Consider the following 26598-nt stretch of genomic DNA (forward strand, 5'->3'; position numbering starts at 1 on the left):
CCGCCTCTAGTGGATGTCCGGGGTGCGCACGTGCTCGGGACGGAAACCGCGGCCGACGAGCAGCGGCGGAATGTATTGCAGCGGGCCCTTTCCCACGAACGACGGCACCTTGATCGGCGACAGGTCGCCGGCCAGGTTGGGTTCGATGAACTGGTCCTGCGCCAGCACCTGGCCGGCCTGGATGATGCGGGTCGGCAACTCGCGGCGGCGCTGCACCTTGGCCAGGTCGGCATCGGCGAGCAGGCCGTTGCGCAGCGGGCCGCACAGGATGTTGGCGGCGGCGACCGCGTCGGCCACGGCCAGGTTGATGCCGACGCCGCCGGCCGGCGACATCGCGTGCGCGGCGTCGCCGATGCACAGGAGCCCCGGCCGCCACCAGGTCTCGAGCCGGTCCACCCGCACGTCGAGGTGGCTGGTGTCGTCCCAGGACTTCAGGTCGGCGACGTGCTCACGGAGTTGCGGGCGCACCGACACCAGCCTGGCCTTGAAGTCGTCGAGTGAGCCGCCCTGCGGATTGGCGCCCTTCGGCATCAGGTACGCGACCTGCCAATAGTCGCCGCGGTAGATCATCGCCATCAGCAGGCCCTTGCGGATGATCCCGAACAGCTCCTGCGGGTCGCCGGGGCGCCAGCCCAGCCGGAACCACAGCACGTCCATGGGGCTGTGCGCGCTCGCCATGGCGAGCCCGGACGCCTCGCGCACCGCGGACTTGCGGCCGTCGGCGGCCACCACCAGATCGGCGCGCACCTCCAACTCCGGTGTCCGCACTCCGGCGACGCGGCCGCCCTCGGTGATCAGGTCCGTCACCTCGGCGTTGCGGATCAACGTGAATTCCGGGTAGGCGGAAGCCTTTTCGGCGAGGAAGTCCAGGAAGTCCCACTGCGGCATGAGCGCGATGTACGGCTCGGGGAACCGCAGCGCCTTCAGCGCGCCGAAACTGCCGAAGGTCCGGAGGGTGCCGTCGGCGTCCATGCAGACCCGGGTGATCTTGGTGTGCGGCAGCTTCAGGAACTCGTCGATGAACCCCAGCTCGTGCATGACGCGCAACGTGGTGGGGTGGACGGTGTCGCCGCGAAAGTCGCGGAGGAAGTCGTTGTGCTTCTCCAGCACCACGACGTTGATCCCGGCGCGGGCCAGCAGTAGTGCATGCACCAGACCCGCGGGTCCACCACCGGCTACACAAACCTGAGTCCGCAGCGCGCGCGTCATGCCCCCGACAGTAGCCCGCCGAGAGGGCCGGATCAGGGCTTCATTTCAAAACTTGACACGTGTAAAGTTTGCGGCCATGGACAACATCCACGGCAAGACCATTGCGATCACCGGGGCCGCACGAGGTATCGGCTACGCCACCGCCAAAGCCCTTCTCGCCCGCGGCGCGCGGGTCGTCATCGGCGACCGCGACGTCGCAGTACTCGAGTCGGCCGTCTCTGAGCTGGTCAAACTGGGTCCGGCCACCGGATACCCGCTCGACGTCACCGACCGCGAGTCCTTCGAGGTGTTCCTGGACAAGGCCCGCAGCGACGGCGCCGGCCACCTCGACGTCCTGATCAACAACGCCGGCGTCATGCCCATCGGCCCGTTCCTCGACGAGACCCAGCAGTCCATCCGGTCGGCGATGGAAGTCAATCTGTACGGCGTCCTCACCGGGTGTCAGCTGGCCCTGCCGGAGATGGTCGCGCGCCGCCGCGGTCACATCATCAACATCGCGTCGCTGTCCGGCCTCATCCCGTTGCCGGGGCAGGTCGTCTACAACGCAACCAAGTTCGGCGTCGTCGGACTGACCACCGCGCTGGCCGACGAAGTCGCGCCGCACGGGGTCGAGGTGTCGGTGGTCATGCCGCCGTTCACCCGGACCGAACTGATCTCGGGCACGTCCGAGACCATGGCGGTCAAGCCCGTCGAACCCGAGGAGATCGCCGCGGCCATCGTCAAGACCCTGAACAAGCCCAAGACGCACGTCTCGGTGCCGGCCGCGCTCCGGTTCACCGCGCAGGCCGCGCAGCTGCTGGGCCCGCGCGGCCGGCGCTGGATGAACAAGAAGCTCGGTCTCGACACCGTCTTCATGACGTTCGACGCCGCCAAACGGCAGAGCTACACCGACCGCGCGCACGCCGCGCAGGGCGTCATCGAGAAAGACTGACCGCACCGCCGAGACTGAGGTTGTGTGCCAAATCCCTTGCGGTATCGACACATAACCTCACTTTCGACGCGCGCCGGCAAGCCTGCGCCGCTGAGACCTACAACTCCCTCAGTGCCTCAAGGGCTTTCGCGGAATCGCTGCCTGGCTCGGCACGGAACGTGATCACGTGCTGCCCACCGGAATGCGGCAGGTTCAACCGGTTGCGGCGCAGGAAGAGCTCCCCGACCACCGGATGGCGCACGTGCGTGACACCGGCCCGGTATCCGACGTCGGCCCGCGACCACAGTTCGCGGAATCGCGCACTGGCAGCAGACAGTTCACTGACCATGCGCTGCAGGTACGGATCGTCGGGATGACCACCGGTCACCTCGCGCAGACCACCGACCGCGATCTCCGTCGCCTCGTCCCAGTCGACGAAGAAATCCTTGGCCGCCGGGTCCAGGAGCCGCCACGCCAGAATGTTCTGTCCCGGACGGAAACCCGGCGCCAGCGCACATGCGAGTTGGTTGGCGGCGAGCACCACCTGGTAGCGATTGGCCACGAACGCGGGCATCGGGAACTGATCGATCAACTCGTCGAGCTCGTCGGCGACCTGCTCCAATTCTGATTTATCCCAACGGATTCCGGTGGGATTGGCCAGCTTGTGCAGATACTCCGTGCCGTTGATGTCGAGCTGCAGCGCACGGGCCAAGGCATCGAGAACCTGCGGCGACGGGTTTGTGTCGCGGCCCTGTTCGAGTCGCAGATAGTAGTCAGAACTGATGCCGGCCAGCAGCGCCAGCTCCTCACGGCGCAGGCCGGCCACCCGGCGGCGGCTGCCGGCGATCAATCCGACGTCCTCGGGACGGACCTGTTCCCGCCGAGACCGCAGGTAGTCGCCCAGCGCGTTCCCCTTCGCCATCGCTCGAGCCTAACCCTGCTAATACCAGGATCGCGGCGGCGTTCCTACAGAACTTGTCCCGGCCTGATGGTGGATATCAGCAGACAAGGAGCGTGGACCATGAAACGACAGGACGCCGAATTCACCGCCGCCGACGGAGTGACGCTGCGCGGCTGGCTGTTCGTTCCGGACGGCGCGGGTCCGCACCCCGCGATAACGATGGCACATGGCTTCGCCGGCGTGAAGGAACACGGCTTGGCGCGGTTCGCCGAACTGTTCACCGACGCCGGATTCGTCGTCCTGGTGCACGACCACCGGGGTTTCGGCGCCAGTGACGGGATGCCGCGCGGCGACGTCGACCCGTGGGTGCAGATCGCGGACTGGCGGCGCGCCATCTCGTTCCTGGAAAGCCACCCGTGGGTGGACCCGACGCGAATCGGCTTGTGGGGCACCAGCTACGCCGGTGGGCACGCGATCGTGCTGGGCGCCACCGACCGTCGGCTACGGGCCGTCGTGGCGCAGGTCCCGACCATCAGCGGCTATCAGCAGAGCCTGCGGCGTGTAGCCCCGGAACATGTGGCGGCACTGGAGGCCGCTTTCATCGACGACGACCGTCGCCAGTTCCGTGGCAAGGCGCCGGCCGTGCAGGCCGTCGTCGGTGACGACCCGGCGGTGCCGGCGGCGTACCGGTCCGCGGAGGCCATCTCGTTCTACACCCAGCCGGTGCCGGACGGGGTGTGGGACAACACGATGACGGTGCGGTCGTCGCGGGCCGCGCGCATGTACGAGCCGGGTACCTGGATCGCCCGGGTTTCGCCCACACCGCTGCTCATGGTCGTCGGGCTGCGCGACACCGTCACCATGACCGACCTGGAACTACAGGCCTACGAGCAGGCACTCGAGCCCAAGAAGCTCGTCACCGTCGACGGCGGGCACTTCGCCCCCTACCTCGACCAGTTCCCCACGGCCGGCGGCGCCGCCCGCGACTGGTTCACCGAACACCTCGCCTGAAAGGACCTAAGCATGACCGCCCTCAACTACAACGTGCTGGTGCACGACGGACTGCGCCGCCACCGCGAACAACGCCTGCCCGACGGCAGCCCCATCGTGTCTTCCCCGGTGTCATCCACGCTCATCTTCGGCGAGCACGACGCCGTCCTCGTCGACCCGCCGTTCACCCACGAGCAGATCAGCCGCGTCGGCGATTGGATCGAGCACTCCGGCAGACGTCTGACCGCGGTCTACGCCACGCACGGCCACGGCGACCACTGGTTCGGTACCGATGCTCTGCTGCAACGCTTTCCGGATGCCGTGGCCTACGCGACCGCGGGCACCATCGGCAAGATGCACGAGCAGGCCGTGGCGGGCCGCGCCCAGATGTGGGACGTCGACTTTCCCGGCATGATCCCGCCCAGCCCCGTTGTCTACCAAGAGGTTCCCGCCGACGGGTTCGAGTTGGAAGGTCAGCGCCTCGTGCCGATCGAGGTGGGCCACACCGACACCGACGACACCACCGTGCTCCATGTGCCGTCGATCGGCCTGGTCGTCGCCGGGGACGTCGTCTACAACGGCGTGCACCAGTACCTGCTGGAAAGCGACCACGGTGGCATCCACTCCTGGCTGCGCGCGCTCAACACGGTCTCGGCACTACAGCCCCGCGCCGTGGTGGCGGGACACAAGAACAAGCACCTGCCCGACGATCCCGCGGCCATCGACCAGACCCGTGACTACCTGCTCGACGCCCAGCGCCTGCTGGCCGGAAAGCCCAGTCCGCGTGAGTTTTTCGACTACATGATCCGCCTGTATCCGGACCGGCTCAACGTCGGGCCGGTCTGGTACAGCGCCCTGGCCCTCCTGTCCTGAAAGGCATGCCACCATGGTCATCGATCCCGCCGACCTCGATCCCACCTCGAGCTACAAGCTCCTGATCGGCAGCGTCCTGCCCCGGCCCATCGCGTGGGTCAGCACCACGTCGACCGAAGGCGTGGGCAACATCGCGCCCATCTCGTTCTTCACCGTCGTGGGCCGCTTACCGCCGGTGCTGTCCATCAGCCTGCAACCGCGGTCCGACGGCATGACGCTGAAAGACACGTTCGTCAACATCCGCGACACCGGCGAGTTCGTCGTCAACATCGCGACCATCGACAACGCCGATACCGTGCACCGCTCCGCGTTCGAATTCGACCATGACGTCGACGAATTCGACGCCCTCGGCCTGCACAAGGCCGCGTCGGAGACCATCGCGGCGCCGCGTATCGCCGAGGCGCCGATCTCGTTCGAGTGCGAGGTGGACCGCATCATCCCGATGCCGCCCCTGCCCGACCACGTCGTGTGGGGACGGGTGACGAAGATCCACATCCGCGACGAGCTCTATCTGCCGAACGGACGCATCGACGTCGGTGCGCTGGGCGCGTTCGGCCGCCTGGCCGCCGAATACTCGTTGATCGACAACATCTTCACGACGCCGCTGCCCGAAGACGTCGTGAAGACGCTCAGCACCCGGCGGGCCGCCCGCCTCGACGGGAAGCCGACCGACTTCTCCCCCATCGACACCGCGGCCTGGTCCGCGTCAGGAGCAACGAAATGAGCGGCTGGCAGGACGGTTTCGCACAGCAATCCCAGACCACGTTCGCGGCTGAGTTCGCCGACGACATCGTGCTGGACGCCACCGCTTTGGCGGCACCCGTCCAGGGCAGAGACCTCGTCGCCACGGTGATGGCCACCGCGAGCTCGATCTACGAAACCCTGGAGTTCACCGAGTCCGCGCAGGCCGGCTCGACGAGCTATCTGCAGTGGCGGGCAACGGCTTTCGGCGGCATGCAGATCCGCGGCGTGACCATTCTTGACCGCGACGCCGCGGGCAAGATCACCACCGCCGCCATCCATCACCGGCCACTGCCGGCGGTGTTGCGGTTCTCCGCGGAGATCCAGGATCGGCTGTCCGGCGTCCTTTCGGCCGAACATTTCATCGCGGACGCACCGTGACCGCTCCATTGCAGCACCAGACCTACGTCACCGCACAAATCCCGCAGTCGGGGCGCGGACCACTGCCCGACGGCAGCCCCCGGATGTGGTCGCCGATCACGTCGACCCTGGTGTTCGGTGCGCGCGACGCGGTACTTGTCGACCCGCCCCTGACCAACGCCCAGGCCGCCGAGGTCGGCGACTGGATCGAGGAAGCCGGCCGTCGATTGTCCGGCATCTATGTCACCCACGGCCACGGCGATCACTGGTTCGGCGCCATCCCGCTGCTGCAACGGTTTCCGGAGGCGACGGTATTCGCCACCGCCGGCACGGCCGCCCACATGTCGGCACAGAATGCCCCGGCGTTTCGCGAGTCATTCTGGGACAAGGTCTTTCCCGGGCAGCTGCCGGCGGGCCGCGTGGGGGTCTGCATCGTCGACGAGAACGGTTTCGAGTTGGAAGGCGTGCCGCTGCTCCCGATCGAGGTGGGGCACACCGACACCGACGCCACCACCATGCTGCACGTGCCCGCCACCGGTCTGCTGGTCGCCGGCGACGTGGTCTACAACGGCGTGCACCTGTACCTCACCGAGTCCGGCGGGGTCGCAGGCATCGACGAATGGCTCGCCGCGCTGGACATCGCCGAGTCCCTGCAGCCCGACGTCGTCATCGCCGGCCACAAGGATCCCGCTGCCGCGGACAAGCCGTCCCAGATCGCGGCGACCCGCGGCTATCTCACCGACGCCCGCGAACTGCTCACCACCGCCGCCGGGGCCGATGAGTTCTACGACGCGATGCTGGCCAGGCACCCCGGCCGCATCAACCCCGGCGCCTTGTGGGGCGCGGCCATCACACTGTTCCCCGCCGGCTGAGCCGTCTGCGAGGCAATTCCTCACAGCTGCAAGGAGACCGGTCCTGGCGAGCAAGAGCCGGAGCCACGCACCATGGGGCATGCCCACGTCCGCCTGGCTCTCGATCGCCCGCGCCGCGGCAGCCCTGGCCGCGGCGATGGGCATCGGCCGGTTCGCCTACACGCCGATTCTGCCGCTGATGACGGGCCACGCCGGCCTCACCGCGCAGGCCGCGGGGCAGCTGGCCACCGCCAACTACGTCGGTTATCTGATCGGCGCGGTGGGCGCCGCGGTCTCGCCGCGGCTGGCCCGGTCCGTTGTCGTGTGTCGGGCGTCGCTCGTGATCCTGGTCGCGACGCTCGCGGCAATGACGCTGAGCACCAACGTCATCGAGTGGGGCGCCCTGCGACTGGTGGCCGGTATCGCCAGCGCGCTGGTGTTCGTGATCGCCGTCAACACACTGATGGATCACGGGCATCGGGCCCACCACGCCGGCTGGGCGTTCAGCGGCGTCGGCATCGGCATCGCCTTGTCCGCGGCCCTGCCCGCCACGAAAGACTGGCACGTCGCCTGGTGGGCGGCGGCGGGCTTGGCGGCACTGCTCAGTGCGTTGGCCTGGCACCTGCATCCGGGCACCTCCGGCGACACCACGAAAGCACCTGCCGGGCAACAGGGCAGCGCCCGCGGTCCGCTGGCGTTGCTGATGGCGAGCTACAGCCTCGAAGGCGTCGGCTACATCATCGCCGGCACCTTCCTGGTCGCCGCAGTCGCGCAGCAGGCACCGGGCGGACTCGGCAGTGCGGTGTGGCTGCTGGTCGGTCTGGCTGCCGCGCCGTCAGCCGCACTGTGGGCGCGGTTCACGGGCCGCTTCTCGTATGCCGCACTGCTCGTCGCCGCGTTGGTGCTGCAGGCCGCCGGGATTGCTGGGGCGGGCCTAGGAAACGAGGCAACAGCACTATTCGGCGCCATCCTGTTCGGCGGCACCTTCATCGGCATCAGCACCCTGGCGCTCGCCGCGGGCCGTGCGCTGCAGTTTCCCGGCGCCGTCGCGCTGCTGACGACAGGTTACTCCGTCGGCCAGATCGTCGGCCCGGTCGCGGTGGCGCCCCTGCTGCACAACGGTTTTCAGCAGGCGCTGCTCGCCGGCGCCGCCGTCGTGCTAGTGGCGGCCCTGGCCGCGCTGTTGATGTGGATCAGTGGACGGCAGCCACGCCGCGTCGTCGATCCCCAGGACGGCGGCGTCCCGCGTGAGCGCCTCGACGACAGCGTGAACGGCAGGGTTGTCTTCTCCCCGCCGCCACACGAGTGACCACGTCCACAGCGGCGTCGGCTGAATCACCGGACGGCGCACCAGGTCTCGCGGCAGGGCATCCGTCTGCCCTCTGGGGTTGTTGAGCACCGGACGGCCCAGCTGGCGGACATGCTCGAAGAACGTCGGACCCGTGACGCCGCCGTCGTCGGTGCGCATCACCCGCGCACCGGTGTCCGCGGCGAACTGTTCGCCGTAGCGGTTCCACGACTCCCAGCTCGCGGTGTCCGAATCCACCAGCACCAGGGTGTCTTTCGCGTGCACGGGTGAGTCGTCGGTACCGACGCACAGCGCGAACAGCCGGTCCACCCCCATCAGCCGGGCTTCCAGTTCGAGCCCGGCCAGATCGTCGGTCTGCACCCAACAGATGGCCAGATCGAGGATGCCCTCGGCAACCCGGGCCGCCTGCGCGTGCGACGGCATCACCCAGGTATCCACGCGCAGCTGCGCGACGCCGGCCGCACGTTCGGCCAGGTCGGTCGGGCACCAGTTGACATAGCCGATGCGGATCGGTTCGGAGTTCGACAAACCGATTGCCCGCCTGCGGAATTCGTCGGCCTCGGCCACCAGGGACCGGGCGTGCGGCAACAACGACGCACCCGCCGCGGTGAGGCGCACCGACCGGCGGTCGCGATCGAACAATTCCACCTTGAGATCACGTTCGAGCGCCTTGATCTGCTGGGACAGTGACGGCCCGGCGATGTGCAGGCGTTCGGCCGCCCGCCCGAAATTCAGCGCATCGGCAACGGCAACGAAGTACCGAAGTTGCCGCAGCTCCATGTCGACAGCGTAGTAGGCACAGCCTCTCAGCAGAAAGCGAACAAGTCCCGGAGCGGCGGCATCGATGCGGCCCGGCCGAGGTTGTGAAGGGCAGCAACGTCAACCGAAAGGAACCACCCCGATGAGCACCACAACCCGCGTCGCGATCGTCACAGGCGCATCCCAGGGCATCGGCGAAGCCCTGGTGGCCGGCTACCGCAAGCTGGGCTACGCCGTCGTCGCCAACTCCCGGACCATCGCCGAGAGCGACGATCCCCTGGTCCTGACCGTCGCCGGCGACATCGGCCGTCCGGGCGTCGGACAACAGCTCGTCGACGCCGCGGTCGAGCACTTCGGGCGCGTCGACACCGTCGTCAACAATGCCGGCATCTTCATCGCCAAGCCGTTCACCGAGTACACCGACGCGGACTACGACGCGATCACCGGCGTGAACTCCCGCGGCTTCTTCGAACTGACCCGCGCCGCCATCAGGACCATGGAAGCCCAGGGCGACGGCGGGCACGTCGTCACCATCTCGACCAGCCTCGTGGATCAGGCCAACTCGCAGGTGCCCTCGGCCCTGGCGTCACTGACCAAGGGCGGCCTCAACGCCGCGACGCGCGCCCTGGCCGTCGAGTACGGCAGCCGTGGCATCCGCGCCAACGCCGTCGCGCTCGGCATCATCCGCACCCCGATGCACGCACCGGAGACCCACGAGTTCCTGTCGGCGCTGCACCCGGTCGGCCACATGGGCGACATCTCCGACGTCGTCGACGGTGTCCTGTACCTGGAGAACGCCAAGTTCGTCACCGGCGAGATCCTGCACGTGGACGGTGGTCAGAGTGCCGGGCATTGAGATGATCGACGCGGTTCATAGCGTTTTGGACCGGTGGCAGGCGGGCATCGCCGCCCACCGGCCGGACCAGGTCGCGGCGGTCTTCACCGACGACGCGATATTCCAGGGGCTTCGGCCCTACACCGTGGGGCGCCAGGGCGTCTTCGACTACTACGAGTCCCAGCCCGTCGGCCTGACGGTCGACTACCGCATCAACGAGATCCGGGAACCCGCCGCCGGCGTCGTGCTCGCGTACACCCGGGCCGACTTCACCCGCCCCGATGGGGAGGTGATCAGCCTGAACCTGAGTGTCCTTGTCACACGCGGCGATAGCGGCTGGCAGATCGCGCACTATCAGGTCTCGCCCGTCGGCTGACGGTCGAAATCAGAACTGCGGCGTGGGCTCCCCGACGCGGTAGGCCTCGATGACATCCAGGTTCGCCATCAACTGCTCGACGGTGAAGCTGTAGATCTCGCCGTCCTCTTCGGTGCCGACGAGGATGAGCTGCGGCCGGTCCGGATCGGAGACCCAGATCCTCGTCACCAACTCACGCGGATCGTCCTCGGTGGATTCGAAGCCCGACGGCGGGTAGTACCAGATGAGGTACTCGTCGTTGGAGTAGTCCGAATCGAAAACCCAACCGCGCGGCAGGATTTCGCCCGCGATCCGCCCGACAGCCTCGACTTCGGCATGCACCTCGTCGGGCAGCCAGTTGGCGTTGCGCGTGGTCTGCCGCTTCTTGCGACGGGCTTTCTTGGCCGCGGTCTGCTTGGACATCCGGCCCCCTAGCTCAGCGCCTGGTCGAGATCAGCCACGAGATCTTCAGTGCCCTCCAGCCCGACGGAAATCCGCACGACGCCGTCGCCCAGCCCGATCGCGGCCCGGCCCTCCGGCCCCATCGCGCGGTGCGTGGTGGTGGCCGGGTGGGTGATCAGCGTCTTGGAATCGCCGAGGTTGTTGGAGATGTCGATGACCTGCAGCTTGTCGAGCACCTCGAACGCCCGGTCCTTGCCGCCGTCGAGCTCGAAGGTGACGACGGTGCCGCCGCCGCGCATCTGCCGCTTGGCCAGGTCGTGCTGCGGATGTGACTGCAGGAACGGGTATTTCACCCAGTTCACGCCGCGCACACCTTCCAGGAACTCGGCCACCCGCTGCGCGGAACGGTTCGAGTAGTCGACCCGTATGGCCAGCGTCTCAAGGCCTTTCAGCATCGTCCAGGCATTGAACGCGCTGATCGCCGGGCCCGTGTGCCGCATCAGCTGCTGCACCGGCCCGGAGATGTACTCCTTGTCGCCGAGGATCGCACCACCCAGCACGCGGCCCTGGCCGTCGATGTGCTTGGTGCCCGAGTACACGACGACATCGGCGCCCAGTTCCATTCCCTGCTGCAGCAGCGGTGTCGCGAAGACGTTGTCCAGCACCACCTTTGCGCCGGCGGCGTGCGCCAGCTCCGACACCGCGGCGATGTCGACGAGCGACTGCATCGGGTTGGACGGCGTCTCGAAGAACACCGCGGTGGTCGGCACCGACAGTGCCTCCTCCCACTGCGACAGGTCGTCGCCGTCGACGAAGACGGTCTCGACGCCCCAGCGCGGGAGAATCTCGTTGCACACCACGAAGCAGGACCCGAACAGGCTGCGCGCCGCGACCAGCCGGTCGCCGGCGGCGAGCAGCGCACCCAGCGCGGTGAACACCGCCGCCATACCGGTGGCCGTCGCGAATGCGGCCGGCGCCCCTTCGATGAGACGCAGCCGTTCCTCGAACATCTGGATGGTCGGGTTGCCGTAGCGCGAGTACACGTACCGGTCGATCTCGCCGGTGAACGCCTGCTCCGCGGCCGCTGCCGACTCGTAGACGTAGCCCGAGGTCAGGAACATCGCCTCGGCGGTCTCCTCGAACTCGGACCGCAGCAGGCCGCCGCGCACGCCGATGGTCGCCTGGCTGACGCCATCGGGCAGCGGCGCGGGGACCCGGACGGAGGGGACGCCGTCGGCGTTCACGCCTCTCACGACTGCACCCACGGCAGTCCGATGGCGCGCCAGCCGCTGCCACCGCGATGCCCATGCTCGTCGAGGTGCCCCTCGAAGCCGTCGAGCACGTTGTATGACGGGCCGATGCCGGCTGCCGTCGCCGCCTCAGCCGCACCGATCGAGCGGTTACCCGAGCGACAGAGGAACACCACCGGCCGCTCGCCGGGCGTCACACCCGCGGCCAGCAGGTCGTCGACGAAGCTGGTGTTGCGCTTGCCGTCGTTCGACACCCACTCGATGTACACAACGTCCCGCCCGAGGCTGGAGATGTCGGGCACGCCCACCCAGCGCCATTCGGCGTCGGTCCGGCAGTCGACAAGCACCGCCTCGGGGTTCTCACTGAGCAGGTCCCAGGCCTGCTGCGGCGTGATATCTCCCGCGTAGCTCACGGATGCGAGTCTGTCACAAACTAGCTCGGGACCGGCGAGCACACCTTCCATGCGCTGTCCTCGTTCACCAGCACCACCGGCGCCGTGGGCTTCTGATCCGGTGTCTTGTCGAAGTGGTACACCAGCACGGCGGTGGCCTTCTGGCCGTCGAACTTGATATCCCGCACCTCGTCGACGTAGCGCTGCCCGTTCTTGGCAGCCGAATCCTCTTGTTTGGCAAGCACATCCGCCTCGGTGCCGGCCTGGGCCTTGCAGGTGTACGTCTGGAAGCGCGCGTAGTCCTTGCGCTGCAGCCCGTCGTTCTGGCCGACAACCGCGGTGCGCACCAGCTGCTCCGGCGTCGGATCATTGCGGCCGAACACCCCGATCGCGTTCAGGACGGCGATTATGACCACGAGGACCACAATCAACCCCAGCGCGGCCAGGAACGGCCCCAGCGTCTGCCGCGGCTGCGATTCCGAATCGGTCATGGTCACGTCCCTGTCTGGTTGATCGCGGCCGAGTGGTTGAGCACGGCGGCCACCTGATGCGCGCGGTCACGCGCCCGCACGACGTCCGGCGCCGTCGCCAATGCCACGCACACCTCGCCGGAGAGCCGCACGTCGCTCTCGGCGATGGCCAGCGCATCCGGCAGTGCGCGCGCGAGTGCGGCCCGGTCCGACGCCGGGCGGCTGACCTCGCCGGCCGCCGGCGAGATCATGATGGTGTCGACCGGCAGTCCGAGGATCGCCCGCGCGTGCAGGTCGAACTGCGACAGCCGCTGCGAGCGCGTCGTCACGAAGCCGGCGCCGGTCAGCATCGGATGGACCGTCGCGAAGTACACCTCCTCGGCCCCCGACTCCGGGTCGGCGCCGAGCAGCAGGTCGACCGTGAACAGCCCCGTGCCGCCGAGCTTGCCCGCGATCCGGGCCGCGATCGAGCGCGCCGCGTCCAGCGCCGATTCCGACAGCTGATGCGGCTGCCACAACTCCAGCGGACCGGCTGCCGAGAACGACGTGTCGCGGCGGTGTCCGATCGGCTCACAGAACTGCACCACCGGACCCGCCTGGCCCTGCGTCCGCACCGTCAGCATGGTGAACTCGGCCGCCACGTCGACAGCCGTCTCGGCCATCACGCGCTCACCGCCCGCCGCCACCGCACGGTGCCACGCGACGTCGACGTCCTCGAGGCGCGACAGCACCGAACGGCCCGCCCCCTCGGATCCGGGATGCGTCACCGGCGTGATGGTCAGCGGCAACCCGGCGTGCTCGGCCACCGCGGTGAGTTCGTCGACCGATCCGGCGAACCAGAACGGGGCCGTCGGCAGCCCGAGCTCGTCGGCCGCCAGGGTGCGCAGTGCCTCGCGATCGGACGCGAGCCGCAGGGCGGCCGGCGTCGGGAACACCGCGACTTCGTCGAGCCCGGCCAACGCCTGCACGACGTCGGCGCCGAGGTCCACAGCCGGGGTCTGCACCACGACCACCTGCGGGGTGTGCCGGCCGATCAGGGTCCGCAACGCATCCCCGCCGGCGGGCGCGGGCACCGCGGTCGCCCGCGTCCCCAGCCGCTGGAAGGACAGCACCAGTTCACTGCTCAGTTCACCGGTGCCGAGTACCAGAACCGTTGTCCGGTCTACCAAGTCACCAACCTCCCCCGTCGTCTGCTCGCCCCGTCGGCCAATCTCCCGTCAACCCAATCTGATGTCGACGTAGCACCACCGCCAGCTCTCCCCCGGCTCGACCGACCGCATCACGGGATGGCCCGTGCGACGGTAGTGCTCGTTGGCGTGTTGGTGCGGACTCGAATCACAACAACTGACCTGTCCGCAGGTCAGGCACATCCGCAGGTGTGCCCACGTATCCTCCCCAAGTGCCGCACAGTCACCACAGCGCCCGGGTGTCTGCGGCTCCGGTTCAGCTTGGCCGGCGGCGTCGGCGAGGTGCGTGCAGGTGGTCGGGGAATTTTCTTCACGCGGTCGCGTTGCCCGTGACTGCATCCATTTCCCCAGCATGTTGAACAAGGATAGGGCTGGCTGACCGAGGAGGTTCGAGGACGTGGGTGCCCCACTGCTGGCAGTGCTGGTGGCCTCGGTGTTGTTGGCCGCGCTGGCCCGCCGATACGACGTCTCCGCGCCACTGGGACTCGTCGTCGCCGGACTGGCCGTCGGGCTGATCCCCGGTGTGCCGGCCATCGAGATGCAGCCGCAGTTGGTCATGTTCGTGGTGCTGCCGCCGCTGCTGTGGTCGGCCGGACTCGAGAGCAGCTATCTCGCGCTGCGCAAGAACGTCCGCCCCATCGGACTGCTCGCGGTGGGGCTGCCGCTGGCCACCACGTTGGTGGTGGGCTTCGTCGCGTTTCACACCGTCCCGGAGCTGACGGTCGCCGCTGCCCTCACCCTGGGCGCCATCGTCGCGCCACCCGATGCGGTGTCCGCCGCGGCCATCGGCCGGCGACTCGGACTGCCGCGCCAGATCATGACGCTGCTCGGTGGCGAGAGCCTGCTCAACGACGCCACGGCACTGACGGCGTACAAGGTCGCGCTGGCCGCTGCCGTCGGCGCGGCGGCGACATGGCAGGGCGCTCTCGGCACGTTTGCGCTCGCCGCCCTGGGCGGGGTCGTGATCGGCGGCCTGATCGGCTGGCTCATCGAGTTCATCCGGACGTGGCTCGACGACCCGCTGGTGGAGAGCGCCATCGGGCTCGTCGCACCGTATTTCGTCTACTGGCTGGCCGAGGAGGCACACGGCTCCGGCGTGATCGCGGTGGTCGTCGCCGCACTGTTGCTCGGACAGCGCGCGACCCGGGCGTCGTACGCCACCCGGCTGCAGGACGACGCGGTGTGGAAGTCGATCCAGCTGGTGCTGGAGTCGTTCGCGTTCCTGATGATCGGCCTGCAGCTGCCGACGGTCATCGACGAGCTGACCGGCATCCGCGCCGTCACCCTGGCCGTGGCGTCGGCCGCGGTGCTGGCGACGGTGATCGCGGTCCGCATCGCCTGGGTGTACGTCATGGCCTACACGCCGCGAATGCTGTTCCGTGGCATCCGGAATCGCGAGCCCACGCCGACCCCGTCGCAGGTCTTCATCGTCGCCTGGGCGGGCATGCGTGGCGTCGTGTCACTGGCCGCGGCATTCGCCGTGCCTATGACGACGCTCGCCGGCGAGCCTTTCCCGGGCCGGCCGCAGCTGGTGTTCCTGACGTTCGTCGTGGTGATCGGGACGCTGCTGTTGCATGGCCTGACACTGCCGTGGCTCATCCGCATGCTCGACGTGCGCAGCGAGGCCGAGGCCCATCAGGATGCCCTCGAGCAGGCCGCGGCCTCGAGCCGCGCGGCGCAGGCGGCGGCCGACCGGCTCGACGAATTGCTGTCGCGCAGTAGCGATTCCAGCGCCCAACAGCATGTCGGCGAGGTACTGCGGAGCTGGAACGACAGGCGCCGCAACGCGGTGTGGGAGCGACTCGGCCGCAGCGACGAGGACATCGGCGAAAGCCCGGCGTCGGCCATGCGCCGGCTGCGCCTCGAGATGCTGGCGGCCGAGCGCGAGACATACATCGCCGAACGCGATGCCGGGAACATCGACGACGAGGTGCTGCGGTCGGTGTTGCACGGGCTGGACCTGGAAGAAGCGGCGCTCAACCGGGAGTAGGGCTCGGGCCCCGCGCCGAGAGTGCGGGAAATGGCCTACATCTCGGCGAATTCACGGCCATATCGCACACTGTCGAGGCGACCCTGCGCCCTGAGTTCAGGGTCACCGAGGTCGAGCCGCCGATTCAAGTTGAGCCTGTAGTGAGGGCGCAACCTACTCGCACAAGTAAGCCCTAGGTACAGGATCAACCGGTCTGCACTCCGATCCCAGGTTGAGCCTGTAGTGAGGGCGCAACCTACTCGCACAAATACGCCCTAGGTACAGGATCAACGGGCCACCGTGCACTTTCGACGCAACCAGCCCTTGACGCCGCCACGACGCCGACCTAACCTACAACCAAATGGTTGTAGATACTTACCCCGCGGCATTCACCGATGCGGAGATCGACCGGATCTTCCACGCATTGGCGGACGCCACCCGCCGCGACATCGTCGCCCGCACGATGCGCAGCGACCAGTCGGTCAGCGCGCTCGCCCGCGGCTATGACATGAGCTTCGCGGCGGTGCAGAAACACGTCGCGGTACTGGCCGGCGCCGCGTTGGTGCATAAAGAGCGGCGCGGCCGGGAACAACTCGTGCGTGCGGTGCCCGAAACCCTGCACCGGGCGGGCGTGCTCCTGGAGCGGTACGCGGCGCTCTGGCACGACCGTGCCGCGAGCATCGAGGCGATCCTCGCCGAAGACGGTTATCCACCCCACGAAAAATCAAGCAGCACAAGACGAAAGGACCACCGATGACGGTGATCAGCAGCGCCGCCGACCCGCAAGCCCTCACCATGACCTTCGTGGCCGAGTTCGCCGCGCCGCCGGCCCGGGTCTGGCAGGTGTGGGAGGACCCCCGGCAGCTGGAACGCTGGTGGGGTCCGCCGACCTGGCCGGCCACCTTCACCCGCCATGAGCTCACCCCGAGCGGGCAGTCGCGCTATCACATGACCGGACCCGAGGGCGAGAAGGCGCCGGGCTGGTGGACCACGCTCGAGGTCGACGCACCGTCGCGGCTTCTCATCGAGGACGGCTTTTCGCAGCCCGACGGCGAGCCCGACCCCGAGATGCCCACCATGCGCCTCGAGGTGTCGTTCGACGCGATCGACACCGGCACGCGGATGACGATCGTCACCCGGTTCACCGACCTCGAACAACTCGAGAAGGTGACCGCGATGGGCATGGTCGAGGGCATGACCGGCGCCCTGGGTCAGATCGACGCACTGCTGGCCGCCTGAACGAAAGCGACTGAAAGACAAGGAGAACGACGTGCCGACCGCCATCCAGCCATGTCTGTGGTTCAACGACCAGGCCCGCGAGGCCATGAACTACTACGTCGAGGTGTTTCCGAACTCCCGGATCGTCTCGGTGGAGGAGTACCCGGACGAGGCCCTCGACGAACATTTCAAAGGCATGGCCGGCAAGGTGCTCAACGGCCGATTCAATTTGAACGGTGTCGATTTCGTCTGCCTCGACGGCGGGCCGATGTTCACCTTCAACGAATCCATCTCATTCGTCGTCGAATGCGCCGACCAGGACGAGATCGACCATTACTGGTCCAAACTCTCGCACGTACCCGAATCGGAGCAATGCGGTTGGTGCAAGGACCGATTCGGGGTCAGCTGGCAGATCATCCCGGCCAAGATGGATCAGCTACTGGGCCGGCCCGAACAGATCCAGACGATGATGCGGCAGAAGAAGATCGTCATCGCCGAGTTGGAGAACGCCTGACCGAGCCCGGCCGCGAAATCGCGCTATCGTGGAAAGTGCCCTTCGACACAGACTGTGAACGAGAATCAAAGCGGGACAAGACCTCTACGGTAGAAGGCGAGGATTCGCTATGAACGCGGCGGGCAAACCCGAAGCACTCGGCGAGGTTTACGAGCAGGCGGGTGCGATCGCCACGGCGACGCATGACGCCGACGGACGGTTGCAGTGGACGGTGCAGTCGCACGACGGATCCAGCGCCGACACAAAGGCTTTGGCGAGCACGACGAGCTGGACGCCCGTGAATCCGGAGACAGTGCTGTGACCCTGTACGGACCGGACACGTCGAACAACAACTTCCGCTCGGCCGCCGATGCCATCGCCTTCGTCTCCCAGCTACCCGGCCAGGGTTTCTCCTGGATCGAGCAGAAGGTGTCCGAAGGCAGTTACTACCGGGATCCGTATTGGCCGGTGATCGCACAGTGGTGCCGGGACAACCACTTTCCGCACATCGGCTATCACTACGTCACCACCAACAGCCCGGCAGCGCAGGCCCAAACGTGGCTGAGCAACAACGGCGGCAAATACGCGATGTTGGACTTCGAGGCGAATTCCGGTGACATCCACAACTTCTGGGCCGTGGTCAATGCCTTCAACGCCGTCGGGGTGACGATCTCGCTGTCGTACATACCGCACTGGTACTGGCAACAGATCGGCTCGCCCGACATCTCTCAGGTACCCGGCCTCATCGCATCGAATTACGTCAACGGCACCGGCTACGCGTCAAACCTCTACCCCGGCAACGACAATCAGCGGTACTGGTTCCCCTACGGCGGTGCCACGCCGCAGATTCTGCAATTCACCGATGCCGCACTGGTCGGGAATCTGTCGGTGGACTGCAACGCGTTCCAGGGCACGCTCGACCAACTCATCGCACTGCTGAACGGAGGAACCGTGACTCAGCCCGACCCGACCACCGCAACCCTCAATCAGATCCTGGCCATCGTGCAGGACATCCAGACCCAGTTGCGCGGGCCGAACCTCAACGGCTGGCCACAGCTCGGCCAGAACGCCGCCGGCCAGAACCTCACGATCGTGGACGCAGTGGCCGCACTCCGGGCGGACGTGTACGCCCTCAAGGCCGCCTCGTCCGTGTGATCACGGCTCGCCGGGAGCGGGTTCGGCACGGAACGCCCGCATCGCACCGGTGAGCGCCACGAAGACGCGGTGCGCCGCTTCGAGGTCGGCGTCGGGCAGGTCGGCCAGGGCCCGCGTGTTGAGCTGAGCCAGCGGGCTGAAGAACTCCCGGCCGACGTCCAGCCCCTTGGCGTCGTTCCGCAGGATGACCTTGCGCCGATCGGCGGGATCGGCGTCGCGGCGCAGATGACCCGAGTTGATCATCCGCTCCACCAGGTACGTGATGGCCGCGCCTGATGTGCCCATCAATTTGCGCAACTCGCCCGCCGTCAGCGGCGTGCCGGCGGACTCGGCGACCATGACATGTAGCAGGGCGCGAAAATCATTGGCGCCCAGATCGTTTTCCGTCGCAAACACCCGCCCGATCTGGTCGGATTCAGCCGTCAGCGCGCGCACGTCAGCGGCGATCTGCGCCTCCAGTTCGGCACGGTCCAGCGGCGGCTTTGGCACGCGGAGAGCATAGCGCCCGCGATGTTCAGTTGATTAATAGTTAAGTATCTGAAATATTTTCCAGGTGTCCACTCGAGTCGCCTGGGCCGTGGCCCTGATCGTCCTGATGCTCTCCGGCGCCGCCATGGCGTTGTTCGGCGCCGGAGATTCGGCATCGCAGTCACCGGTGGCCGTGCCGGCCGGCGCGGAATCCGCCCGCGCCGACGCACTACGCGCACAGTTCCCCGGTGGTGAGACCGCGCCGGCGATCGTCGTCGTCTCCCGTACGGACGACGCGCCCTTGACCCCGGCCGACATCTCCGCGGCCGGAGCGGGTGCCCGGGTATCCGCAGACGGCAGAGCGGCAGTGCGGGTGGCGCCGCTGGCGGCCAACCTGTCCGGCTTCGGTCTCCGCGACGCCGTCCACGAGTTGCGGTCGCAGGTATCGGCCGCACTGCCCGAGGGATTGCGGGCTCAGGTGACGGGCGGGCCGGCGTTCGGCGCCGACATCGCCAATTCCTTTGCCGGAGCGAACTTCACGCTGCTCGCGGTGACCGCGACGGTCGTGGCGCTGCTGCTGATCGTCACGTACCGCTCTCCCATCCTCTGGCTGATCCCACTCTTGGTCATCGGGTTCGCCGATCAGGTGGGCGCGGTCGTCGGAACCGCGGTGGCCACAGCGACGGGCCTGAACCCGGATGGTTCGACGGCGGGTATCACCAGCGTGCTGGTGTTCGGCGCGGGCACCAACTACGCGCTGCTGCTGATCTCGCGGTACCGCGAGGAACTGAGCCGGCGCAGCGATCACCGGGACGCGCTGCGGGTGGCGTGGCGCGCCGCAGCCCCAGCGATCATCGCCAGCAACGCCACCGTCGTGTTGGCCCTACTGACTCTGCTACTCGCCTCGGCGCCGAGCAACCGCAGCCTCGGAGTACAGGCCGCGTCAGGCCTCGTGGTCGCCGCGGTGTTCGTCCTGTTGGTGCTGCCGCCGCTGCTCGGATTGTTCGGCCGCCGGCTGTTCTGGCCCTTCATCCCCGAAACCGGTTCGCACGCCATGCCGCTCACCGAGAGCGGCGTCTGGCACCGCGTCGCAGCAGGCGTGTCCCGCCGGCCGGGCCGCGTCGCCACCGTGGCGCTGGCGGGCTTGGCCGCGCTGTGCGTCGGGCTGGTGAATCTGCCCATCGGGTTGTCCCAGACCCAGCAGTTCCGGGTGCAGGCCGAGTCCGTAGCCGGCTATGACACCCTGGCCGCGCACTTCCCCAGCGGCCTGACGAATCCCACGACCGTCATCGCAGCGGACCCCGCGGTCGCCGACGTCATCACCCACTCCCCTGGCGTGGTGTCGGCGACGCCGGCCGGGCGCTCGGCGTCGGGCCTGACGCAGTGGTCGGTGGTGCTGGCTGCCGCGCCTGCTTCCCCGGAGGCATTCAAAACGATTGACGCCCTTCGCGACTCGGTGCACCAGATCGATGCGCAAGCAGTCGTCGGCGGCCCCGACGCACAGGCCCGCGATGCCGCGGCGGCAGCGCAACACGACCGGAAGATCGTCATCCCGGCGATCCTGCTGGTCGTCCTCGTCGTGCTGTACGTGCTCCTGCGCTCGGCCCTGGCCCCGCTGCTGCTCGTAGCGGTGACGGTGCTCAGTGCGCTGGCCGCGCTGGGCCTCGGTGGCTGGGCCAGCGTCCACCTGTTCGGATTTCCCGCGCTGGATAATGGGACCCCGCTGTTCGCGTTCCTGTTCCTGGTCGCGCTCGGTGTGGACTACACGATCTTCCTGGTGACCCGGGCCCGGGAAGAGACGCCCGAGTTCGGCAACCGGCAGGGCATCGTGCGCGCGGTGTCGGCGACGGGCGCGGTGATCACCAGTGCCGGCATCGTGCTGGCCGCGGTGTTCTGCGTGCTCGGCGTGCTGCCGCTGATCGTGCTGACGCAGCTCGGCATCATCGTCGGCCTGGGCATCCTGCTGGACACCTTCGTGGTGCGCACCGTGATCATCCCGGCGCTGTTCACACTCATCGGGCCCCGCATCTGGTGGCCCGCGCTGCGCGCCGAACCTTAGGGCTGGCCGGGCAGCAGGCTGACCATCAGGCCGTTGGCCTCGGCCAGCAGGTTGCCCTCGGGGTCGAACAGTTCGGCCGCGACGAACGTCTTACGGCCGTCGACCTCGGTGACGTGGGCCTTGGCGGTCAGCACCGTGTCGATCGGCGTGACCTTGCGGTAGTCGACGTGCAGGTACGCCGTACGGCTCATCGGTCGATTGACGGCGTGGATCAGCATGCCGAAGGCCTGGTCGAACAGCAGCGGCAGCACCCCGCCGTGCACGGCGTAGTTGCCGCCCACGTGGTACCGGCTGAACTCGACCTCCATCTCGACGCCCTCGGGCGAGAACTTGGTGACCGTCCACGGCGGCATCAGCAGACTGCCGGCACCCGGCAGCGACGGCACCCGGATGGCCGGGCCGACACCTTCGGCCGCCTCGAACGGCTTCAGCAGCTTGACGAGTTCCTCGACGCGATCGGCGGCGTCGTCCCAGGTGTCGCTGTCCGGGTTGGCCGAGACCGCCAGGTCCTGCAGCCGCCGCATGCCCTCGAGGAAGCGGCCGAAGCCGGGACCGGGGTCGGCAACCTCGAATCGTGGGAATCCGCCGTGCTGGTCGATGAAGCCTTCGGTTTTCCCCGTCGCTTCGCTCGCCCCGTGGGTCACCCGAGGATGTCCCGGCGCACGATCGTCTGATCCCGGCCGGGACCGACGCCGATGCACGACACGTGGGCGCCCGAGAGCTCCTCGAGCCGCAGGACGTAGTCCTGCGCCTTGGCCGGCAGATCGGAGAACTCGCGGGCCCCGGAGATGTCCTCCCACCAGCCCGGCAGTTCTTCGTAGATCGGCTCGGCGCGGGCGATGTCGGCCTGCGTCATCGGCATCTCGTCGGTGCGCTTGCCGTCGACGGTGTAGCCGACGCAGATCGGCACCGTCTCCAGGCTGGACAGCACGTCGAGCTTGGTCAGGAAGTAGTCGGTGATGCCGTTGACGCGAGTCGCGTACCGGGCGATGACGGCGTCGAACCAGCCGCAGCGCCGGGCCCGGCCGGTCGTCACGCCGACCTCGCCGCCCGTCTTGGACAGGTAGGCGCCGTACTCGTCGAACAGCTCCGTCGGGAACGGACCCGAGCCCACACGGGTCGTGTAGGCCTTCAGGATGCCCAGCACCGTCGTGATGCGGGTGGGGCCGATGCCCGAACCGACGGCCGCGCCGCCCGCCGTCGGGTTGGACGACGTCACGAACGGGTAGGTGCCGTGGTCGACGTCGAGCAGGGTGCCCTGCGAGCCTTCCAGCAGCACGGTCTCACCGCGTTCCAGCGCCTGGTTGAGCAGCAGCCGGGCGTCGGCGATGCGGTGCTTGAAGCCCTCGGCCTGCTGCAGCAGGCTCTCGACGACCTCGGCCGGGTCGAGCGCCTTGCGGTTGTAGATCTTGACCAGCACCTGGTTCTTGAACTCCAGCGCGGCCTCGACCTTGGCGGCCAGCTGCTCCTCGTCGAGGACGTCGGCGACCCGGATACCGATGCGCGCGATCTTGTCCTGGTAGCAGGGACCGATGCCGCGACCGGTGGTGCCGATCTTCTTGCTGCCCGCGTACCGCTCGGTGACCTTGTCGATGGCCACGTGGTACGGCATGAGCAGGTGCGCGTCAGCCGAGATCATGAGCTTCGAGGTGTCCACACCGCGGTCCTCGAGCCCGGAGAGCTCACTGAGCAGCACACCAGGGTCGACCACGACACCGTTGCCGATGACGTTGGTGACCCCGGGTGTCAGGATGCCCGAGGGGATGAGGTGGAGCGCGAAGTTCTCCCCCGTGGGCAGTACCACCGTGTGCCCGGCGTTGTTGCCGCCTTGGTAGCGGACCACCCATTGCACACGTCCACCGAGTAGATCGGTGGCCTTACCTTTGCCCTCGTCACCCCATTGGGCCCCGATGAGCACGATTGCCGGCATCGTTTTGCCTCCCGCATTACCTGCCTGAATACAGTGGCAGCCGGTGAGCAACCTTATCCCAGCAGGACGAGAGGAGAGGCCTTGACCGCCAGAGAGGCCTCCGGCGAGGTTTCCGGCCGGGTCGTGGCGCTGGTCTTCGGCGACCGCCGGACACCCCGCGCACTGGCGGATCTGACGGCTCTCCAGGTGCCCCCGGACGGCGCTCCGACGATCCCCGACGGCACGGTCCGGATCATCGTCGTCGGCGACCACGCCGACCTGTCGGCCACCCTGGCCCGGCTGTTGCGCGACGACCGGCTCGACGTCGAGGTCGGCTTCGTCCCACCCCTGACCCGCGGTGGGCTCGGTGCCGCGCGCCGCGCCAGAGACGGTGTCGCCCAACGCGTTCCGCTCATCCGCGACGAGACCGGCGCGGTGATCGTGCGGTCCGCGCGGTGGCTGCCGTCGGGCGGCGACGCCATCACCGGAGAGGCCGTCGTCGACGACACCGTGCTGTTCGACGGCGAGTCCGCGGGCGTCGTCATCGAACCCCTGCCCGGCATGCCGGGGCTGCGCGCGCGGGCCCTCGGGGCCGGGCGTTCGGGGCCGGGGCGGGGCTGGGTCGCCGGTCGTGCCGCGCAACTCGGCAGCACCGGAGTTTTGGTTGAGCGCGACGGCGTGGCGGCCGCCCGTCCGGCGCGCCGGTCGGCGTTCTACCGCCATATCCAGGGTTGGCTGCGGGTCGGCTAGTTTGCAGTCATGACCATGCCTGTGCGGCGCGCCGTCCGTCCCAGCCCTGTCTTCTGGGCGATCGTGGCCCTGACCGTCGCCGGTGGCGCTCTGGCCTGGTTCTGCGGCGCCGAGGTCCGGCCGCTGGCCTATGCCGGCGTCTTCGTGTTCGTCATCGCGGGGTGGACGGTCTCGCTGTGCCTGCACGAATTCGGCCACGCCTACACCGCCTGGCGGTTCGGCGACCGCGATGTCGAGCTGCGCGGCTATCTCACGCTCAACCCCGCGAAGTACGCCAGCCCGCTGCTGTCACTCGGGCTGCCGGCACTGTTCATCGCCCTCGGCGGCATCGGCCTGCCCGGCGGCGCGGTGTACGTGCGCACCGAGTACATGACGCCCCGGCAGCGCACGCTGGTCAGCCTGGCCGGTCCGTTCGCCAACCTGGTGCTCGCCGTCATCTTGCTGGTCGCGACGGCGGTGCTGTTCGACAACGACCATCCGGTGTTCTGGGCGGGGCTGGCCTTCCTGGGCTTCCTGCAGGTGACGGCGCTGTTCCTGAACCTGCTGCCCATTCCGGGGCTGGACGGCTACGGCGCGCTGGAACCGCACCTGAGCGCCGACACGCAACGCGCGTTGCTCCCCGCTCGGCAGTGGGGCTTCCTGATCCTGATGCTGCTGCTGATCGTCCCCGAGCTCAACCGGCTGTTCTTCAACGTCGTGTACTCCGCCGTCAGCCTCACCGGCGTGCCGCCGCGCCTGGCGATGATCGGCAGCGCCCTGACTCGCTTCTGGTCCGCCTGGTAGCAGGGATTTGTGCACGATTTTCCGCGCTGACCGCGGAAAATCGTGCACAAATCCCAGGGCGCCTTGCGACATATGCAGAGTTCTGCATATATTGCTGGCATGGGTGCCGGACACGACCACAGCCATGGCTCGAACGCACGCGCCAGCCGCATGATCATCGCCGCAGCCGTACTCAGCGTCTTCTTCGTCATCGAGCTGACCACCGCGCTGCTGATCAACTCGATCGCGCTGCTGGCCGACGCCGGCCACATGCTGACCGACCTGGTCGCGATGTTCATGGGCCTGGGCGCCGTCCTCCTCGCCCGCCGCGGGTCGACGTCCGCCGCCCGCACCTACGGCTGGCACCGCGCCGAGGTGTTCACCGCGGTCGCCAATGCCGTCCTGCTGATGGGCGTCGCGGCGTTCATCCTCTACGAGGCCGTCGAGCGCATCGGCAACGCGCCGGGGATCCCGGGTGTGCCGATGATCGTCGTCGCCCTCGCGGGGCTGCTCGCCAACCTGGTCGTGGTACTGCTACTGCGCTCCGACGCCGACAGCAGCCTCGCCGTCAAGGGTGCCTACATGGAGGTCGTCGCCGACACCGTCGGCAGCGTCGGCGTCCTGATCGCGGGCATCGTCAACGTCACCACGGGGTGGCCGTACGCCGACGTCGTCGTCGCCGTCCTGGTCGCGCTGTGGGTGTTGCCGCGCGCCATCGCGCTGGCCCGCGCCGCGCTGCGGATCCTGTCCGAGTCCTCACCCCGCCACATCGACGTCGACGAGCTGCGCGAAGCGCTGGCCGCCGTGGACGGCGTCACCGATGTGCACGACCTGCACGTGTGGACCCTGGTGCCCGGCAAGGACATGGCCACCGCCCACCTGACGTCCGCGGCGGATTCGGCACGCGTCCTCGAGTCGGCGCGCGCCGTGCTGGCCGCCCGCGGGCTGGACCACGCCACCGTTCAGGTGGAGCCGCCGGCCGGCGACTGCCACTGCGAGATGGACTAGTCAGAGACCCAGCTCGGCGCGCGCCGCGGGATCGCAGTCGTCCAACAGGTCCAGGCAGCGCAGGTACTCGTCCTGCTCGCCGATGGATTCCGCCGCCTTCGCCAGCACTGCCACGCAGCGCAGGAAGCCCTGGTTCGGTTCGTGCGCGAACGGCACCGGGCCGAAACCCTTCCAGCCGTTGCGACGCAGCTGATCCAGGCCGCGGTGGTAACCGGTACGCGCGTAGGCGTAGGCAGTGATGGTCTGACCGTCGGCCAGCGCGGCCTCGGCGAGGGCGGCCCACGCGACAGAGGCCGTCGGCTGCGCCGCAGCAACGTCGGTCGGCGATTTACCGGCGGCGAGAGCGTCCTCGGCCTCGAAGTTGGCAGGCAGCAACACCGGCTCCGGACCCAGCAGATCACCCATTCGCGTCATGAACGCCATTGTGCCGTGCGGCCGCTCACGGAGATCCCGCAGGCGGGAGATTAAGCTCCAGGTAGGACGTCGCGGCCTGCTCCAGGACGCATCGGCCCCAGTGCGCGATCTGATCTCGGGAGGACAGTCACCCCCATGTCGAACCCAGCCGCCATGTCGAACCCGACGGGACCGGACGGCCGTCGTGATGCCGATCAGCGCGCTGCCTCGACAGGCGACGACGCCGCGGCGGCAACCGAGATCTTCGAGCCCGCAGATCCAGCGACCGACCCGACGATCCCGGTGCGGCGCTTCACCGCGCCGTCGGGCTTCGACGGCAAGACGCAGATCATCACGCCGCTGCCGGATCCGGAAACCGAACTGATGCCGCCCGCCGCGCCGCAGGTGATCCCCGGCGCCGTCAAGCCACCGAAGGACCGTCGCAGCTGGGGCTGGGTCATCGCACTGGTGCTGGTGATCGCGGCCATCGCCGCCGTCGCGGTGCTGGGCACGGTGCTCCTCACGCGCGGCCACTCGGCCATGAACGCCGAATGGCCGGTCACGACACAGGGTTTCGCGATTCCTGCGTCATGACCGGCCAGTCGGCGGTGTCCAGCTTT

31 protein-coding genes and 2 pseudogenes are annotated in these 26598 nt (G+C 68.2%); 20 read left to right on the forward strand and 13 right to left on the reverse strand.

The annotated features are described in order from the left end of the window. Positions 1–6: 6 nt before the first annotated feature. The gene (locus VXD91_RS17960) at positions 7–1209 is read right to left on the reverse strand and encodes an FAD-dependent oxidoreductase (RefSeq protein WP_318986970.1); all 1203 of its coding nucleotides are present in this window, start codon (positions 1207–1209) and stop codon (positions 7–9) included. Between the two features lie 76 nt (positions 1210–1285). On the opposite strand from VXD91_RS17960, the gene VXD91_RS17965 reads away from it, so the two are divergent. Beyond that, the gene (locus tag VXD91_RS17965) at positions 1286–2140 is read left to right on the forward strand and encodes an SDR family oxidoreductase (RefSeq protein WP_318986969.1); all 855 of its coding nucleotides are present in this window, start codon (positions 1286–1288) and stop codon (positions 2138–2140) included. A 97-nt stretch (positions 2141–2237) separates the two neighbouring features. On the opposite strand, the gene VXD91_RS17970 is transcribed toward VXD91_RS17965, so the two are convergent. Next, entirely contained in the window at positions 2238–3041 is an 804-nt protein-coding gene (locus VXD91_RS17970) for a helix-turn-helix transcriptional regulator (protein WP_318986968.1), read from the reverse strand. A 99-nt stretch (positions 3042–3140) separates the two neighbouring features. Between VXD91_RS17970 and VXD91_RS17975 the strand changes: the two genes are divergently transcribed. The 6 genes and pseudogenes from VXD91_RS17975 to VXD91_RS18000 all read left to right on the forward strand — a co-directional run. Next, complete coding sequence (locus VXD91_RS17975; protein ID WP_318986967.1) at positions 3141–4031, forward strand: alpha/beta fold hydrolase; 891 nt, start codon at positions 3141–3143, stop codon at positions 4029–4031. 12 nt (positions 4032–4043) lie between these two features. After that, on the forward strand, positions 4044–4883 hold the full coding sequence (locus tag VXD91_RS17980) for an MBL fold metallo-hydrolase (RefSeq protein ID WP_318986966.1): 840 nt from the start codon (positions 4044–4046) through the stop codon (positions 4881–4883). Between the two features lie 13 nt (positions 4884–4896). Further along, a complete protein-coding gene (locus tag VXD91_RS17985) occupies positions 4897–5607 on the forward strand; it encodes a flavin reductase family protein (protein WP_346415987.1) in 711 nt (236 codons plus the stop codon). Next, complete coding sequence (locus VXD91_RS17990) at positions 5604–6005, forward strand: nuclear transport factor 2 family protein (RefSeq protein WP_346415988.1); 402 nt, start codon at positions 5604–5606, stop codon at positions 6003–6005. Before VXD91_RS17985 ends, VXD91_RS17990 begins: the two co-directional genes overlap by 4 nt. Then, entirely contained in the window at positions 6002–6856 is an 855-nt protein-coding gene (locus VXD91_RS17995) for an MBL fold metallo-hydrolase (protein WP_346415989.1), read from the forward strand. The genes VXD91_RS17990 and VXD91_RS17995 overlap by 4 nt, the downstream gene beginning before the upstream one ends. 178 nt (positions 6857–7034) lie before the next feature. Next, positions 7035–7955 (forward strand): annotated as a pseudogene (locus VXD91_RS18000) (YbfB/YjiJ family MFS transporter); the annotation flags it as partial. A gap of 39 nt (positions 7956–7994) precedes the next feature. Here VXD91_RS18000 and VXD91_RS18005 read toward each other — a convergent pair. Continuing rightward, a complete protein-coding gene (locus tag VXD91_RS18005) occupies positions 7995–8924 on the reverse strand; it encodes a LysR family transcriptional regulator (RefSeq protein WP_346415990.1) in 930 nt (309 codons plus the stop codon). Between the two features lie 121 nt (positions 8925–9045). On the opposite strand from VXD91_RS18005, the gene VXD91_RS18010 reads away from it, so the two are divergent. Together VXD91_RS18010 and VXD91_RS18015 are read left to right on the forward strand one after the other, a co-directional pair. Continuing rightward, entirely contained in the window at positions 9046–9759 is a 714-nt protein-coding gene (locus VXD91_RS18010) for an SDR family oxidoreductase (protein WP_318986962.1), read from the forward strand. Continuing rightward, a complete protein-coding gene (locus tag VXD91_RS18015; RefSeq protein WP_346415991.1) occupies positions 9746–10114 on the forward strand; it encodes an SgcJ/EcaC family oxidoreductase in 369 nt (122 codons plus the stop codon). Before VXD91_RS18010 ends, VXD91_RS18015 begins: the two co-directional genes overlap by 14 nt. 9 nt (positions 10115–10123) lie before the next feature. Here VXD91_RS18015 and VXD91_RS18020 read toward each other — a convergent pair whose 3' ends face one another. From VXD91_RS18020 to VXD91_RS18045, 6 genes are read right to left on the reverse strand one after another with little or no spacing between them, the layout of a single operon-like run. Beyond that, positions 10124–10516, reverse strand: coding sequence for a hypothetical protein (locus VXD91_RS18020; RefSeq protein ID WP_346415992.1), 393 nt, complete (start codon positions 10514–10516; stop codon positions 10124–10126). Positions 10517–10524: 8 nt separating this feature from the next. Continuing rightward, the gene (locus VXD91_RS18025) at positions 10525–11739 is read right to left on the reverse strand and encodes an O-succinylhomoserine sulfhydrylase (RefSeq protein WP_346416094.1); all 1215 of its coding nucleotides are present in this window, start codon (positions 11737–11739) and stop codon (positions 10525–10527) included. A gap of 5 nt (positions 11740–11744) precedes the next feature. After that, a complete protein-coding gene (locus tag VXD91_RS18030; protein WP_212807169.1) occupies positions 11745–12158 on the reverse strand; it encodes a rhodanese-like domain-containing protein in 414 nt (137 codons plus the stop codon). A 20-nt stretch (positions 12159–12178) separates the two neighbouring features. Beyond that, on the reverse strand, positions 12179–12628 hold the full coding sequence (locus VXD91_RS18035) for a lumazine-binding protein (protein ID WP_346415993.1): 450 nt from the start codon (positions 12626–12628) through the stop codon (positions 12179–12181). 2 nt (positions 12629–12630) lie between these two features. Next, entirely contained in the window at positions 12631–13776 is a 1146-nt protein-coding gene (locus VXD91_RS18040) for an ATP-grasp domain-containing protein (protein ID WP_346415994.1), read from the reverse strand. A 48-nt stretch (positions 13777–13824) separates the two neighbouring features. After that, the gene (locus VXD91_RS18045; protein ID WP_346416095.1) at positions 13825–14133 is read right to left on the reverse strand and encodes a UBP-type zinc finger domain-containing protein; all 309 of its coding nucleotides are present in this window, start codon (positions 14131–14133) and stop codon (positions 13825–13827) included. 58 nt (positions 14134–14191) lie between these two features. Between VXD91_RS18045 and VXD91_RS18050 the strand changes: the two genes are divergently transcribed. The 6 genes from VXD91_RS18050 to VXD91_RS18075 all read left to right on the forward strand — a co-directional run bounded on the left by VXD91_RS18050 (position 14192) and on the right by VXD91_RS18075 (position 18629). Next, positions 14192–15784: a Na+/H+ antiporter gene (locus VXD91_RS18050; protein WP_346415995.1), complete on the forward strand. Its 1593-nt coding sequence runs from the start codon at positions 14192–14194 to the stop codon at positions 15782–15784. Positions 15785–16124: 340 nt separating this feature from the next. Further along, positions 16125–16520, forward strand: coding sequence for an ArsR family transcriptional regulator (locus VXD91_RS18055; protein ID WP_346415996.1), 396 nt, complete (start codon positions 16125–16127; stop codon positions 16518–16520). Further along, on the forward strand, positions 16517–17002 hold the full coding sequence (locus VXD91_RS18060; protein ID WP_020100678.1) for an SRPBCC domain-containing protein: 486 nt from the start codon (positions 16517–16519) through the stop codon (positions 17000–17002). Before VXD91_RS18055 ends, VXD91_RS18060 begins: the two co-directional genes overlap by 4 nt. A gap of 31 nt (positions 17003–17033) precedes the next feature. After that, positions 17034–17495 carry a VOC family protein gene (locus VXD91_RS18065; protein ID WP_346415997.1) on the forward strand — a complete coding sequence of 154 codons (462 nt, stop codon included), beginning with the start codon at positions 17034–17036 and terminating at the stop codon, positions 17493–17495. A gap of 109 nt (positions 17496–17604) precedes the next feature. Beyond that, positions 17605–17796: a hypothetical protein gene (locus tag VXD91_RS18070; RefSeq protein ID WP_020100680.1), complete on the forward strand. Its 192-nt coding sequence runs from the start codon at positions 17605–17607 to the stop codon at positions 17794–17796. Next, complete coding sequence (locus tag VXD91_RS18075; protein ID WP_346415999.1) at positions 17793–18629, forward strand: GH25 family lysozyme; 837 nt, start codon at positions 17793–17795, stop codon at positions 18627–18629. Before VXD91_RS18070 ends, VXD91_RS18075 begins: the two co-directional genes overlap by 4 nt. Here VXD91_RS18075 and VXD91_RS18080 read toward each other — a convergent pair whose 3' ends face one another. After that, a complete protein-coding gene (locus tag VXD91_RS18080; RefSeq protein WP_346416001.1) occupies positions 18630–19118 on the reverse strand; it encodes a MarR family winged helix-turn-helix transcriptional regulator in 489 nt (162 codons plus the stop codon). Positions 19119–19182: 64 nt separating this feature from the next. Between VXD91_RS18080 and VXD91_RS18085 the strand changes: the two genes are divergently transcribed. After that, complete coding sequence (locus VXD91_RS18085) at positions 19183–21156, forward strand: MMPL family transporter (protein ID WP_346416002.1); 1974 nt, start codon at positions 19183–19185, stop codon at positions 21154–21156. On the opposite strand, the gene VXD91_RS18090 is transcribed toward VXD91_RS18085, so the two are convergent. Together VXD91_RS18090 and VXD91_RS18095 are read right to left on the reverse strand one after the other, a co-directional pair. Then, complete coding sequence (locus VXD91_RS18090; protein WP_346416004.1) at positions 21153–21800, reverse strand: PaaI family thioesterase; 648 nt, start codon at positions 21798–21800, stop codon at positions 21153–21155. The genes VXD91_RS18085 and VXD91_RS18090 overlap by 4 nt on opposite strands. Beyond that, a complete protein-coding gene (locus VXD91_RS18095; protein ID WP_020100685.1) occupies positions 21797–23086 on the reverse strand; it encodes an adenylosuccinate synthase in 1290 nt (429 codons plus the stop codon). The genes VXD91_RS18090 and VXD91_RS18095 overlap by 4 nt, the downstream gene beginning before the upstream one ends. A gap of 171 nt (positions 23087–23257) precedes the next feature. Between VXD91_RS18095 and VXD91_RS18100 the strand changes: the two genes are divergently transcribed. From VXD91_RS18100 to VXD91_RS18110, 3 genes are all read left to right on the forward strand, one after another. Then, positions 23258–23815: a peptidase M50 gene (locus VXD91_RS18100; RefSeq protein WP_346416096.1), complete on the forward strand. Its 558-nt coding sequence runs from the start codon at positions 23258–23260 to the stop codon at positions 23813–23815. A 9-nt stretch (positions 23816–23824) separates the two neighbouring features. After that, entirely contained in the window at positions 23825–24598 is a 774-nt protein-coding gene (locus VXD91_RS18105; RefSeq protein ID WP_346416006.1) for a site-2 protease family protein, read from the forward strand. A gap of 99 nt (positions 24599–24697) precedes the next feature. Beyond that, positions 24698–25585 carry a cation diffusion facilitator family transporter gene (locus VXD91_RS18110; RefSeq protein WP_346416007.1) on the forward strand — a complete coding sequence of 296 codons (888 nt, stop codon included), beginning with the start codon at positions 24698–24700 and terminating at the stop codon, positions 25583–25585. On the opposite strand, the gene VXD91_RS18115 is transcribed toward VXD91_RS18110, so the two are convergent. Continuing rightward, positions 25586–25999, reverse strand: a complete 414-nt coding sequence (locus VXD91_RS18115) for a DUF3151 domain-containing protein (protein WP_346416009.1) — start codon at positions 25997–25999, stop codon at positions 25586–25588. A 153-nt stretch (positions 26000–26152) separates the two neighbouring features. Between VXD91_RS18115 and VXD91_RS18120 the strand changes: the two are divergent. Further along, positions 26153–26509: pseudogene (locus VXD91_RS18120) on the forward strand (DUF4878 domain-containing protein); the annotation flags it as partial. Positions 26510–26598 lie beyond the last annotated feature (89 nt).

Origin of the sequence: Mycobacterium sp. SM3041, from assembly GCF_039668335.1 — a bacterium.
GTDB lineage: Bacteria > Actinomycetota > Actinomycetes > Mycobacteriales > Mycobacteriaceae > Mycobacterium.

What these genes read in the sequence shown, in the direction of transcription:
- VXD91_RS17960 (WP_318986970.1), bottom strand. Translation starts at nt 1,209, where the DNA reads ATGACGCGCGCGCTGCGGACTCAGGTTTGTGTAGCCGGTGGTGGACCC.
- VXD91_RS17965 (WP_318986969.1), top strand. Translation starts at nt 1,286, where the DNA reads ATGGACAACATCCACGGCAAGACCATTGCGATCACCGGGGCCGCACGA.
- VXD91_RS17970 (WP_318986968.1), bottom strand. Translation starts at nt 3,041, where the DNA reads ATGGCGAAGGGGAACGCGCTGGGCGACTACCTGCGGTCTCGGCGGGAA.
- VXD91_RS17975 (WP_318986967.1), top strand. Translation starts at nt 3,141, where the DNA reads ATGAAACGACAGGACGCCGAATTCACCGCCGCCGACGGAGTGACGCTG.
- VXD91_RS17980 (WP_318986966.1), top strand. Translation starts at nt 4,044, where the DNA reads ATGACCGCCCTCAACTACAACGTGCTGGTGCACGACGGACTGCGCCGC.
- VXD91_RS17985 (WP_346415987.1), top strand. Translation starts at nt 4,897, where the DNA reads ATGGTCATCGATCCCGCCGACCTCGATCCCACCTCGAGCTACAAGCTC.
- VXD91_RS17990 (WP_346415988.1), top strand. Translation starts at nt 5,604, where the DNA reads ATGAGCGGCTGGCAGGACGGTTTCGCACAGCAATCCCAGACCACGTTC.
- VXD91_RS18005 (WP_346415990.1), bottom strand. Translation starts at nt 8,924, where the DNA reads ATGGAGCTGCGGCAACTTCGGTACTTCGTTGCCGTTGCCGATGCGCTG.
- VXD91_RS18010 (WP_318986962.1), top strand. Translation starts at nt 9,046, where the DNA reads ATGAGCACCACAACCCGCGTCGCGATCGTCACAGGCGCATCCCAGGGC.
- VXD91_RS18020 (WP_346415992.1), bottom strand. Translation starts at nt 10,516, where the DNA reads ATGTCCAAGCAGACCGCGGCCAAGAAAGCCCGTCGCAAGAAGCGGCAG.
- VXD91_RS18035 (WP_346415993.1), bottom strand. Translation starts at nt 12,628, where the DNA reads ATGACCGATTCGGAATCGCAGCCGCGGCAGACGCTGGGGCCGTTCCTG.
- VXD91_RS18045 (WP_346416095.1), bottom strand. Translation starts at nt 14,133, where the DNA reads ATGCAGTCACGGGCAACGCGACCGCGTGAAGAAAATTCCCCGACCACC.
- VXD91_RS18055 (WP_346415996.1), top strand. Translation starts at nt 16,125, where the DNA reads ATGGTTGTAGATACTTACCCCGCGGCATTCACCGATGCGGAGATCGAC.
- VXD91_RS18060 (WP_020100678.1), top strand. Translation starts at nt 16,517, where the DNA reads ATGACGGTGATCAGCAGCGCCGCCGACCCGCAAGCCCTCACCATGACC.
- VXD91_RS18070 (WP_020100680.1), top strand. Translation starts at nt 17,605, where the DNA reads ATGAACGCGGCGGGCAAACCCGAAGCACTCGGCGAGGTTTACGAGCAG.
- VXD91_RS18095 (WP_020100685.1), bottom strand. Translation starts at nt 23,086, where the DNA reads ATGCCGGCAATCGTGCTCATCGGGGCCCAATGGGGTGACGAGGGCAAA.
- VXD91_RS18105 (WP_346416006.1), top strand. Translation starts at nt 23,825, where the DNA reads ATGACCATGCCTGTGCGGCGCGCCGTCCGTCCCAGCCCTGTCTTCTGG.
- VXD91_RS18110 (WP_346416007.1), top strand. Translation starts at nt 24,698, where the DNA reads ATGGGTGCCGGACACGACCACAGCCATGGCTCGAACGCACGCGCCAGC.
- VXD91_RS18115 (WP_346416009.1), bottom strand. Translation starts at nt 25,999, where the DNA reads ATGACGCGAATGGGTGATCTGCTGGGTCCGGAGCCGGTGTTGCTGCCT.